This is a genomic window from Aliiroseovarius sp. S253, assembly GCF_049800855.1.
Taxonomy (GTDB): Bacteria; Pseudomonadota; Alphaproteobacteria; order Rhodobacterales; family Rhodobacteraceae; genus Aliiroseovarius.
In genome coordinates this window covers 507077-519199 of the sequence record NZ_JBNAFW010000001.1, presented here as the reverse complement: position 1 = coordinate 519199, position 12123 = coordinate 507077, and the positions used below count along the sequence as shown (strand labels likewise).

The 12123-nt window shown below is 58.2% G+C and carries 7 protein-coding genes and 1 tRNA gene; 4 read left to right on the top strand and 4 right to left on the bottom strand.

Going from position 1 to position 12123, the window contains the following annotated elements:
- Positions 1 to 53: 53 nt before the first annotated feature.
- Positions 54 to 365 (bottom strand): ETC complex I subunit, encoded by a 312-nt coding sequence (locus ACP15F_RS02555; protein WP_424939280.1) that lies wholly within the window; start codon positions 363 to 365, stop codon positions 54 to 56.
- Between the two features lie 560 nt (positions 366 to 925).
- Here ACP15F_RS02555 and uvrB point away from each other — a divergent pair.
- Entirely contained in the window at positions 926 to 3112 is a 2187-nt protein-coding gene (gene uvrB, locus ACP15F_RS02550; protein WP_424939279.1) for an excinuclease ABC subunit UvrB, read from the top strand.
- Positions 3112 to 3735: a hypothetical protein gene (locus ACP15F_RS02545; protein ID WP_424939278.1), complete on the top strand. Its 624-nt coding sequence runs from the start codon at positions 3112 to 3114 to the stop codon at positions 3733 to 3735. Before uvrB ends, ACP15F_RS02545 begins: the two co-directional genes overlap by 1 nt.
- A gap of 15 nt (positions 3736 to 3750) precedes the next feature.
- Here ACP15F_RS02545 and ACP15F_RS02540 read toward each other — a convergent pair whose 3' ends face one another.
- Positions 3751 to 5985: a molybdopterin cofactor-binding domain-containing protein gene (locus ACP15F_RS02540; RefSeq protein ID WP_424939277.1), complete on the bottom strand. Its 2235-nt coding sequence runs from the start codon at positions 5983 to 5985 to the stop codon at positions 3751 to 3753.
- A gap of 2 nt (positions 5986 to 5987) precedes the next feature.
- Positions 5988 to 6446, bottom strand: coding sequence for a (2Fe-2S)-binding protein (locus tag ACP15F_RS02535; protein ID WP_424939276.1), 459 nt, complete (start codon positions 6444 to 6446; stop codon positions 5988 to 5990).
- Between the two features lie 231 nt (positions 6447 to 6677).
- On the opposite strand from ACP15F_RS02535, the gene ACP15F_RS02530 reads away from it, so the two are divergent.
- Positions 6678 to 9677, top strand: coding sequence for an aminotransferase class III-fold pyridoxal phosphate-dependent enzyme (locus ACP15F_RS02530; RefSeq protein WP_424939275.1), 3000 nt, complete (start codon positions 6678 to 6680; stop codon positions 9675 to 9677).
- Between the two features lie 260 nt (positions 9678 to 9937).
- Here ACP15F_RS02530 and ACP15F_RS02525 read toward each other — a convergent pair.
- Positions 9938 to 10027, bottom strand: a tRNA-Ser gene (locus tag ACP15F_RS02525).
- A gap of 192 nt (positions 10028 to 10219) precedes the next feature.
- Here ACP15F_RS02525 and ACP15F_RS02520 point away from each other — a divergent pair.
- Positions 10220 to 12109, top strand: a complete 1890-nt coding sequence (locus tag ACP15F_RS02520) for a cation:proton antiporter (RefSeq protein WP_424939274.1) — start codon at positions 10220 to 10222, stop codon at positions 12107 to 12109.
- Positions 12110 to 12123 lie beyond the last annotated feature (14 nt).

The window sequence follows — 12123 nt, the reverse complement described above, 5'->3', positions numbered from 1 at the left end:
CGAAAAGCAAAACCCCGCAGCATGGCGGGGTTTTCAGGATCATTTGGTATGTCTTAGTGCGTCCAGGGACCGCGACGGTTGGTGGCAAAATTTTCACCATAACCGCCCGTTCGAATATTCGGCTTGCGCTTGTGCGGTTCAGAGACGGTAGCCTCGATGCCGTGTTCCTTGGCATAGTCCAACGCGGCCTCTTTACTTGGGAATTTCAGACGCACCTGACTTTGCGTGTCCGACGACCCCGTCCACCCCATCAGCGGATCAAGTTCACGGGCAGCATCAGCCGCATACTCAAGAACCCAAACCTTGGTCTTTCCCATGCCCGACGACATCGCGTTACGCGCGGGCTGATAGATACGAGCACGCATTCTGTATCTCCTTGCAAAACTGACACGGTTATCCGTCATGCGGCCACGCAGTTCAAGGCTGAATCAAAGATGTGCAGCAGCTGAACGCTCACTCTGTGAGTATCTCAACCTAAGAATGGTCCGTGAGTGTGACGAGGGGATGAGAACAGGGAGACTGCCGGTAGACGACGAGGGAGCGAGGGGTGGGGTGGGTGTATCGTCGCCACCGGCAGTCCGTTCTGCTGCTTGCCTAATCACGCTATCGCAGAGACCAAATGTCGGCAAGAAGAAAAACACCTTTAATTGCACTATTTTTGAAATTTTTTCCAATTTCATTATTACTTTGTAAATACTTAGGGAAGTTTGGATATTTGATACAAACACGCAATGCAGTCACGCAGCTCACTCACTGATTGCATACTCCGGATGTGTCTCAGGCACATGTTTGGTATATTCCTAACGTCATAAAAAAAACTTAACACTGCAACTCGCCAATTATGGGGAGATTCTTGTTAATCTTGCGTTAGGCACCCTTGAAGAAGAACAAAAAGTGACCATTCTTGGGGAACGGAGAGATTCGCATGCCCCATGACCCGACCCCACACAGCCCGCTGACCAACCCCACCATGGCCCCTGTCGCCCGCCCTAAGCTGGAAGGCGGCAAGCGGTTCGTTATGCACACACCATTCAAGCCCGCAGGCGACCAGCCCACGGCGATTGCCGAACTGAAAAGCGGCATTGAAAATGGCGAACAAGATCAGGTGCTGCTTGGCGCAACCGGCACCGGCAAGACCTTCACGATGGCCAAGATCATCGAGGAAACTCAGCGCCCCGCGATCATCCTTGCCCCGAACAAAACCTTGGCCGCCCAGCTGTATGGTGAGATGAAGGGGTTCTTCCCAGACAACGCGGTCGAATACTTCGTCAGCTACTATGACTATTACCAGCCCGAAGCCTATGTCGCGCGGTCGGACACCTTCATCGAGAAGGAAAGCCAGATCAACGAACAGATCGACCGGATGCGCCACTCAGCCACGCGGGCGCTTCTGGAACGCGACGATGTTATCATCGTGGCCTCGGTCAGCTGCATCTATGGTATCGGCTCGCCCGAGACCTATACCGCCATGACGCAAGACATCACTGTCGGCGAGGAATATGACCAGCGCGCGATGATGCGTGATCTGGTTGCCCAGCAGTACAAGCGCAATGACAATGCGTTCCAACGCGGGTCCTTCCGGGTGCGTGGCGACAGCCTTGAGGTCTGGCCCAGCCACCTTGAAGACCGCGGTTGGCGGTTCTCTTTCTTCGGGGAAGAGCTGGAGAGCATCACCGAATTTGACACGCTGACCGGCGCCAAGACCGATACGCTGGAGAAAGTGCGCATTTACGCGAACTCGCACTATGTGACGCCCACACCGACGCTGAAACAGGCCATTCAAAGCATCAAACAGGAACTCACGCTGCGCCTGAAACAGTTCGAGGACGAGGGCAAACTGCTGGAAGCCCAGCGCCTGGAACAACGCACTAAGTTCGATCTGGAAATGCTGGAAGCGGCCGGGTTCTGCAACGGGATCGAAAACTACTCGCGTTACCTGACAGGCCGCGCGCCGGGCGAACCGCCCCCCACCCTGTTCGAGTACATCCCCGACAACGCGATTGTCTTTGCCGATGAAAGCCACGTGTCCGTGCCCCAAATCGGCGGCATGTACCGGGGTGACTACCGTCGTAAATTCACGCTGGCCGAACACGGGTTCCGCCTGCCCAGCTGTATGGACAACCGCCCCCTGAAGTTCGAGGAATGGGACGCCATGCGCCCGCAATCGGTCTTCGTGTCCGCGACGCCCTCGAATTGGGAACTGGAACAGACCGGCGGTGTCTTCGCCGAACAGGTCATCCGCCCCACCGGCCTTCTGGACCCCGAGGTTGAAATCCGCCCGGTCGAAATGCAGGTGGACGATCTGCTGGACGAAGTCCGCAAAGTCGCCGCCAACGACATGCGCACGCTGGTCACAACGCTGACCAAACGCATGGCCGAGGATCTGACCGAATACCTGCACGAACAGGGCATCCGCGTGCGCTATATGCACTCGGACATCGACACGATTGAACGGATCGAGATCCTGCGCGACCTGCGCCTTGGGGCGTTCGACGTTCTGGTTGGCATCAACCTACTGCGCGAAGGCTTGGACATCCCGGAATGCGGGCTGGTCGCCATTCTGGACGCGGATAAGGAAGGCTTCCTGCGGTCCGAAACCTCACTGATCCAGACCATCGGTCGCGCTGCGCGAAACGCGGATGGCCGCGTCATCATGTATGCCGACCGCATCACCGGCTCGATGGAACGAGCGCTGAAGGAAACCGAACGGCGGCGTGAAAAACAGCATGCCTATAACGTCAAACACGGGATCACGCCCGAAACCGTGAAGAAGAATGTCGAGGACGTTCTGGCCGGGCTGTACGACGGCGACACCGACATGTCCCGCGTCACCGCCACCATCGACAAACCCATGGTTGGCGACAACCTTCTGGCCCATTTGGAGGGCCTGAAGGCCGAGATGCGCAAGGCCGCCGAGAACCTCGAATTCGAAGAAGCCGCCCGCCTGCGGGATGAAGTGCATCGGCTGGAAGCTGTGGAACTGGCCGTGGCGGACGACCCGCTGGCGCGGCAATCCGCGATTGAGGCAGCAGGCGAAGCGGCGCAGAAGGCCAAGGGGCGGTCAACGGCTGGGAAGCCGGGACAGCGGGCTGGGCGTGGGAAGAAACGGTAATGGTTTCTGATTCATCGGGCTACTACAGCACCGACGAGTTCATTGAATGCGAAAGCGCGGTTAAAGAGCTAACGCGTGCACTAAAGGCGATCCCAGATGACGTTTTCGCTTGGAAATGGGCGATCTTAGCAGCCCATAACATGCTCCAGAATGCATGCATCTGCATATTGACTAGAACGGATGGGCTTGGCGTTTTCTCCAATGATGGAGAAAAGGCGATGCACAATTACCTGTATGGCGAAAAGGATGGCGTCCGAAATCGAGATGACCCAAATTCTGAGCGACCCAACCCGAGACTTGCAGACACAAGATTACTCATCAATCGGCTCCCTAAATCTATTGGCGCCAGCATGACAAAGCGTAACGCAAAAGAGATTCCGTTTAATGAGGCGGGCGACCTTTCACGACTTCACGAATTTCGGAACGAATTCGCACATTTCTCACCTCAATCGTGGTCGCTGGAGATTTCAGGTTTGCCACGTATTATTAGAGCAGCAGTCAGGATTTCAGATGCAATCATCCAAAGCTCTGACTATCAGCGACACAATCGGTTCGATCAGGAAACTATGGCCCAACTCATGGCGCAAGTGAACGAATTGCTTGATGGTATTGAACGAGGCTAGGCGCCCCGTTTCTCCTCACACAAACCCAAACTTCTCGCCAAATGGCATCTCCGTGGGCCGCTCTCCGGTCGCTTGAAAGATCGCCTCGGCCAGCGCAGGCGCGGCGGGCGGTACGGGCGGTTCGCCTACGCCGGTCACATAGTCCCGGTTCTCCATGCCGCGCACAAACACCTCGGGCGCTTGGTTGTTGCGCAATCCTTCGAAGTCGAAGAAATTCTCTTGCTCGGCCATGCCGTCGGAGTATGTGATCTGGCTGTTGATCGCATGACCCAGCCCCCAGATCACGCCGCCCGCGACGAGGTTTTCGAAATTCACCGGGTCGACGACTTTGCCTACTTCGGCAGCCACCCAAACTTTGTCCAGCTTGATGCCGTCCTCGCCATTCGTGATCTCGATCACCTGCGCGCAGGGGGTGCCGAAGGACAGGCATAAGGCTATGCCTCGCGCTTTGTTCGCAGCCAGCTCACCGCCCCAGCCCGACATCTCGGCCACGGCCTCCAAGGTCTTGCGGGACGGGTCGTCTGTCATCAGACGCAGGCGTTCCTCAACCGGATCCGCGCCGGCCTCGTGAATAAGAGCGTTCAGGAAGTTCTCGTGGAAGAACCCGTTTTGCGACGCCCCGACCGAGCGCCACGAGCTGACCGGCCCCAGTTTAGGCGCGCGGTATCCCGTCACGCGGTAGTTCGGGATCGCATAGGGTTGATCCCAAAGGGCCTGCGTGATCGTGGTGTCCGGGCCGGGGACCGGGAAGCCCTGACGTTCCACCATCTGGCTGTCCATGATCGAGGGCGCGGCGACCTTGATTTCCATCGCGGTCACATTGCCATCCGCCACAGCCCCACGCCCGCGCATCATTGCGATGGGCCGGGTGAAGTCCTGAAGCGTATCCTCTTCGCGCTTATAGGTCAGTTTGACCGGCGTGCCCTTCATAGCGATGGCCAATTCGGTCGCGCGCTTGACGACCTCGTCTTCCAGACGGTGCCCGAAGCTGCCGCCCATCATCAAGATGTGGACGTGCACGTCATCCGCACTAACGCCCGTCATCTTGGCAACGCTGGCCTGCGTCATGCGGGGGATCTGGTTTCCGGTCCAAACATCTACGCGGCTGTCCGTCACCAGCACCGTGGCGTTCATCGGCTCCAGCGGCGCATGGGCCAGATAAGGCGCGCGGTATTCGGCTTCGACCGTTGCCGCGACCCCGTCAACGTCGCCGTCATCGCGCGGTGTTGCATCGGCATCACCAGCGTCAATCGCATCTGCCAGCGCCTGCCAGTGTTCAGCTTGTTCAGCCGGGTGTGGGGCCGCGCCCCATTCGACATCGATCGCATCGACAGCCTGAAACGCACGCCACGTGTTGTCGGCAATCACACCCACGCCGCCGGTGACCGGGATCACCTTCTGTACACCGCGCATCCCTTCCGCATCTGACGCGTCAAACGAGATCATCTCGCCGCCTTTGCGCGGGTTCACACGTACGGCAGCATGCACCATGCCTTCCATTCGCATGTCGATGCCATAGCTCTGCGTGCCGGTGGATTTTGCCACCATGTCAACGCGTTGCATCGGCTTACCGACCAGGCGCCACTGCGTCGAGGGGCGCAGGGTCACATCCGTCACGGGGTCGATCTCGGCCGCTTTGGCTGCAAGCGCTTCATAAGGGATCCGCTTACCGTCTGGCAGGACCACCGCGCCACGTTCAGTTTTCAACTGCGTGATCGCAAGGCCAGACATCTCGGCCGCCGCCGCTTTCAGCGTCTCGCGCGCGACGGCCCCTGCTACGCGCAGCTTCTCAAAGCCATCCGGCACCGTTGTCGAGCCACCAGTGATTTGCATGCCCATCAGCTTGATCACCGTGCCCATGAAGCCGCGCATGGTTTCCGCTGCCATGCCTCGATCGGTCGAGGGGAACGGCACGCCTTCGGCCGCAATTGCAGTATTCCAGTAGGCAGGCGACGGCGGGCCGGGGTCGACGTTGATCTGGTCCAGTTCTACGTCCAGTTCCTCGGCGATCAAGGCTGCCTGCACCGAATATGCCCCCTGCCCCTTGTCGGCGCGCGGGGTGATCAGTGTCACGCCATCGGCGTTGATCAAAACATAGGGCGTCAGTGCCGCTTCGCCTTGCGCCAGATCATCATCCAGCGGATTGTCTACGGGTTGCTTATATTTGTAATAGCCGAAAGCGACTCCACCCAAAATGGCTGCCGAGCCGACAAGAAACGTGCGGCGTGCAATGGTTCCGATACGTCCCATAGTCAGCCCTCCTGCAGGGATTGCGCGGCGGTCTTCACAGCGGCGCGAATACGAGGATAGGTGCCACAGCGACACAGGTTGCCCGACATGGCGTCGTCGATGTCTTCATCCGTGGGCACCGGGTTGTTAGCCAGCAAATCTGCCGCCTGCATCATCTGCCCACCCTGACAGTATCCGCATTGCGCAACCTGATGTTTCAGCCAAGCGGCCTGCACGGCGTGCATTTCGTCGGGGTTTCCCAGACCTTCGATCGTGGTCACGGGACCGTCCACATCGCCAACCAGCGTCTGGCAAGACCGAACGGCAACACCATCAACATGAACCGTACACGCTCCACAGGCCGCAACACCGCAACCGTATTTCGGGCCATCCAGTTTCAACTCATCCCTCAGAACCCACAGAAGCGGCATGTCGTCTTCGACATCCACGTCATGGGAGACACCATTAACAGTAAGCTTCATCGCGTTGTTCCCTTGGCTGGTGGCAGCTCTCGTTGCGTCAACTCATCGCAATTTAATGACCGCCGGTCATTTAGTTTGGGCACAGAAGTTTTGGCGACGCAAGCCCTCTCAAAAACATTCCACAGATTTTCTTGATCAACCGAAGGCGGCAGGTTGCCAAAGCCACCCAAAAATGCGCAACAATCGCCCCATCGCGCGCGGGTCGAATCCGCCCCTCAAGAAGGACAGCACATGGACCACTGGAAACACGTACTGTTGACGCATTGGGGCATCGACGCCCAGCTTCGGCAGTTGGATGGCGAGTATGATCTGAACTTCCTTGCCGAGACTGAAACAGGTGAAGGGTATGTCCTTAAGGCCATGCGCCCGGATTGCGAGGATTGGTTGGTCGATCTGCAAATCAAGGCGATGGATCACATCCAAGGCAAAGCACCCAGCGCGCTAATCCCCCGCATCATCCCTACCCCAGATGGCGCACGTTTCCTTCATCTTCCAGATGAGACCGGCGCCCAGCGCCTGATCTGGCTGATCGAGCGTTTGCCGGGCCGTTGCTATGCCAAGGCCGCTCCAAAAACCGACGCGCTGATCCACCAGATTGGGGAAGCACTGGGCCAAACGGCGTGGGCGCTTCAGGACTTTCAACACGACGCGCTTCAGCGTGATTTCAAGTGGGATCTGATGCAGGCGGGATGGATCGGGGATGAGCTATCGTGCATTGCACAACCCAACCACCGCGCGCTGATCGAAACCATTCATGCTGGTTTTGACGCCATCAAGCCTACGCTTGATAGCCTACCAATACAGGCCATCCACAATGACGCAAATGATTATAACATCCTCGTGGACGGGGGACTTCTAAGCCTTTCCCTGTCCGGGTTGATCGACTTTGGCGACATGTGCGCCGCGCCTCGGATTTGTGATGTGGCCGTGGCCGCCGCCTATCTCGTGCTGGACCACCCAAACCCCGAAGCCGCGCTGGCCGCATTCGTATCGGGCTATCACGCAGCGTACCCCCTGACTGCAGATGAGATCGACCTAATTTGGCCCCTCTTACGGACGCGTTTGGCGGTCAGTGTCGTGAACTCCACCTTGATGGCAGCGGACAACCCGGATGATCCCTATGTCACGATCAGCCAAGCGCCCGCGTGGCGGTTCCTCGAGAGCTACGATCTGCACCCCGGCCTTCTTTCCGCACGCCTGCGCGCGGCTTGTGGTTTACCCGTTGTCGAAGGGGCTGACCGTGTCATGGCGTGGCTGGATCAAGAGCGCGGGAACTTCGCGCCCGTTTTGGGTGAAGACCTGAGCAATGCACCCTTAGGGTCTCTGTCGGTCGAACACAGCACATGGCCGCAGAATCCATTCCACATGCCCTTGTCAGAAGCCGCCCGCGTGGGCGAAGAATTCGAAGACAACGGCCGTGTCTGGCTGGGCTACTATCACGAGCCACGCCTGATCTATGCCGAGCCCGCCTTCCGCAAAGGCCCGTGGAAAGCCAGCGATCGACGCACCGTGCATCTGGCCGTGGACGCCTTTGCGCCAGCCGGAAAGCCTCTATACGCACCCTGTGACGGCACCGTTTTTGTGGCCGAAAACCGCACCGGACATTTGGACTATGGCGGGGTCATAATCCTGTCGCACGAAACGCCCGAGGGCGACGCCTTCTATACGCTCTACGGCCACCTGAATCCCGAGTTCATGGACCGCCTGAAACCCGGAGATATGGTCGAAAAGGGTGCTGCCTTCTGCCAGCTGGGCGATGCCAGCCAGAACGGCGGCTGGGCCCCGCATGTGCATTTCCAATTGGCCCTAACCACCGAGGGGATCGAGGCCGACTGGCCCGGCGTTGGCGACCCGGACGAGATGTATATGTGGCGTGCCATTTGCCCCAACCCGGCGGCGCTTCTGAACCTGCCAGGCGACCACGTCTGCTATCAGCCGACCGATAAAGCGCAGGTGCTAGACGGGCGCCGCGCGCATTTCGGAGGCAACCTCAGCCTGACCTATTCGGACCCGGTTATGCTGGTGCGTGGCTGGAAGCATCACCTGTTTGACGAATGGGGACGCCCCTATCTGGACGCCTATAACAACGTCCCCCATGTCGGCCACGCACATCCCCGTATTCAGGCGGTGGCAGCGGATCAGTTGAAGCGCATGAACTCGAACACGCGCTATCTGCACCCCGCGCAAACCGCCTTTGCGGACAAGGTACTGTCCAAGCTGCCCGATCAGTTCGCGGTCTGCTTTTTCGTGAACTCGGGCACCGAAGCGAACGAGCTGGCCCTGCGCCTTGCCCGCGCCCACACCGGGGCCAAGGGAATCGTGACGCCCGATCACGGCTATCACGGCAACACCAACGCGGCGGTCGCGATCTCGGCCTACAAGTTCAATAAGCCAGGCGGGATTGGTAAAGCCGATTGGGTCGAACTGGTCGATGTCGCCGATGACTATCGCGGGACGTACAAACGGGACGATCCCGACCGCGCCCAGAAATACGCCGATCTGGTCGATCCCGCTATCGAAGCACTTCAAGCGCGCGGTCAGGGCGTGGCCGGCTTCATCGCCGAAACCTTCCCGTCGGTCGGCGGACAGATCATACCACCCAAGGGCTATCTGCCTGCAGTCTATGAGAAAATCCGCGCGGCAGGCGGCGTCTGCATCGCGGACGAAGTGCAAACCGGGTTGGGCCGCCTAGGAGACTACTACTTCGGGTTCGAACACCAAGGTGCCCTGCCCGACATCGTCGTGATGGGCAAACCCATCGGCAACGGCCACCCCTTGGGCGTGCTGGTCACCACCAAAGAAATCGCGCAAAGCTTTGACAATGGGATCGAGTTCTTCTCGACCTTCGGTGGCTCGACCCTGTCTTGCCGCATCGGAAAAGAGGTTCTGGACATCGTTGATGACGAGGGGCTGCAAGAGAACGCCAAACAGATGGGCGCACGTTTGAACGACGGGCTACGCGAGCTGGAAGGCAAGTATGCATGTGTCGGCGACGTGCGCGGAATGGGGCTGTTTCTGGGGGTGGAATTGATCACCCCAGATGGAGGTGAAGCGACCGAGATCTGTCAGTTCATCAAGAACCGCATGCGCGATCACCGCATCCTGATTGGCAGCGAAGGCCCGAAAGACAACATCCTGAAGATCCGCCCACCCCTGACGATCGAGGCTGAGGACGTCGACATGATTTTGGCTGTGTTGGACAAGGTCCTAATGGAAGCGTCGCAGGGATAAATTTCTTATAGAGCGGCCATCTTGGTCGCCCCTGTTGTTCACAAGTATTTTGTGATTTTCAGCCAAATGAGCATCCGCTGGGGAATTCTGTCTGTAAACAGCGTAACGCCTGCGCATAGATCTGCCCCCGCCCCTCAACGCGAGCATCTACCGAAGCTTCTCCAAAGGTCGGAAGACAGACGACACGACATCGTAAATCTAAGCATTGTTTGGAAAACACCCTTTCTTTGAACCAACCACAGGCTCGATCGAAAGAAAGGTGGCGGAGACGAAGGGATTCGAACCCTCGAGACGGTTTCCCGCCTACTCCCTTAGCAGGGGAGCGCCTTCGACCACTCGGCCACGTCTCCGTCGACCCGTTTAGCTATCTCGCTCGGCAGGAGCAAGGGTCAAATGGCACTTTTTGTGCGGATTTCCATGCGGCCACTTTTCCCGTTTGGGCTCCACTTGCTTGACCTACCGCCCATGGGCGGCTTTCTTGGGTCTACGCCCAGCGCGAACAGGGCATCGTTTCATTCTTGGTATTTGATTGCGAGGGCATCATGACGGCTGAATTCATGCTGATTACATTCATCCTGTTTCTGGCGGGGGTGATTGCTGTTCCCATCGCCTCGCGATTTGGGCTTGGGTCTGTTCTAGGATATCTGGTTGCCGGCATCGCGATTAGTCCAATTCTGCATTGGGCTGGGACGGACGTGATTGCGCTTCAGCACTTTGCAGAGTTCGGCGTGGTAATGATGCTGTTCATCGTCGGGCTTGAAATGAACCCCAAATCTTTGTGGGAGATGCGCAGCCGTATCTTCGTGTTGGGAGGTCTTCAGATTAGCCTCACGACAGGCGCAGTTTTGGCCGTCTCGCTGGCCGTGGGGCTGCCCATGACGGTCGGACTGGCTATCGGGCTCGTGCTGGCGCTGTCTTCGACGGCGATCGTGAACCAAACACTGCGGGAAAAGGGGCTTTTGCGATCCGACGGAGGGCAGGCCAGCTTCTCGGTCCTTTTGATGCAAGACATCGCGGTGATTCCCATGTTGGCCCTGATCCCGCTTCTGGCCATGCCGGAACTGTCCGAGGCTTTGCTGCATGGAGCCGGTCACGGCGATGGCCACGATGATGGGCATGGCGGCGGCTTGAACCTAAGCCTTGTCGATGGGTTGAACGGTTGGCAGACCGCACTTGTTACTCTAGCCGCCATTGCCGGTGTCATCTTCATCGGCACTTATCTGACAACGCCGATTTTCCGTTTCGTAGCGCGCGCGCGTCTTCGCGAGCTGTTCGTTACAACCGCGCTAATGATGGTGCTTGGGATCGCCCTTCTGATGACCATGGTGGGACTGTCCCCCGCGCTTGGCACCTTCCTGGCAGGCGTCGTTATGGCAGGCAGCGAATACCGGCACGAATTGGAAAGCGATATCGATCCGTTCAAGGGCATCTTCCTGGGCGTGTTCTTCATCACAGTCGGGGCTGGAATCAACTTCGGCCTGTTGGGCAGCAACTTCGCACTGATCATCGGTCTGACCCTTGGATTGATTGTTTTAAAAGCCACAGTCCTGATGGTGCTGGGCCGCGCCTTCAAACTTCAAGGTGGCGACAAATGGCTGTTCGCTCTTGGGCTGGCACAGGCAGGCGAATTCGGATTCGTGCTGCTGTCTTTCACCGTCGCCAATGCGGTGATTCCGCAAGATATTGCGGATACGCTACTTCTTGTCGTCGCATTGTCGATGCTTCTGACCCCTGCCCTATTCATTCTGTACGATCGTGTGATCGCGCCGAAATACAGCGGCCAAGACGAACGCGAAGCGGACGAGATCGAAGGCGAAGCGCCCATCATCATCGCGGGTCATGGCCGGTTCGGCGGAATCGTAAATCGCACCCTGCGCGGGGCCGGTTATGACACGACGGTGCTGGACTATTCGTCCGAGCAGCTCGAGATGCTGCGCCGTTTTCATATCAGCGTGCATTTCGGCGACGCCACGCGCCCGGATCTTCTGCATGCGGCGGGCATTGATGAAGCCAAAGTTCTGGTCATCGCCATTGATGACAAAGAGGCCATTACGGAATTGGTCCGCTACATGGTGGAACATCATCCAAACGTGCATCTTGTTGCGCGCGCGATTGACCGTAATCACGTCTATGATCTGTGGTCCGTTGGGTGCCGCGACATCATTCGCGAGACCTATGACAGCTCGATCAGGGCCAGCCGCTCGGTCTTCGAGGCGTTGGGCCATACGCGCCCTCAGGCGGAGAAACTTCTGGAGGAATTTGAAGCCGCCGACCGCGAAGTCATGCTTGATCTGGCCGGGCTTTATGACATCGACATCCCTCCGTTTGAAAACGAAGCCTATATGAACCGCGTCGACGAGATGATGGAAGAATGGCAGGAGCAGTTGCGTGGGCGGATGCAAGACATCAAAGCAGACAATCCCACGGACTAATCCATTGGGCACAA

Excerpts from the sequence above, each read along its gene's own strand:
- ACP15F_RS02520 (WP_424939274.1), top strand. The coding sequence starts at position 10,220 with ATGACGGCTGAATTCATGCTGATTACATTCATCCTGTTTCTGGCGGGG.
- ACP15F_RS02545 (WP_424939278.1), top strand. The coding sequence starts at position 3,112 with ATGGTTTCTGATTCATCGGGCTACTACAGCACCGACGAGTTCATTGAA.
- uvrB (WP_424939279.1), top strand. The coding sequence starts at position 926 with ATGCCCCATGACCCGACCCCACACAGCCCGCTGACCAACCCCACCATG.
- ACP15F_RS02540 (WP_424939277.1), bottom strand. The coding sequence starts at position 5,985 with ATGGGACGTATCGGAACCATTGCACGCCGCACGTTTCTTGTCGGCTCG.
- ACP15F_RS02530 (WP_424939275.1), top strand. The coding sequence starts at position 6,678 with ATGGACCACTGGAAACACGTACTGTTGACGCATTGGGGCATCGACGCC.
- ACP15F_RS02555 (WP_424939280.1), bottom strand. The coding sequence starts at position 365 with ATGCGTGCTCGTATCTATCAGCCCGCGCGTAACGCGATGTCGTCGGGC.
- ACP15F_RS02535 (WP_424939276.1), bottom strand. The coding sequence starts at position 6,446 with ATGAAGCTTACTGTTAATGGTGTCTCCCATGACGTGGATGTCGAAGAC.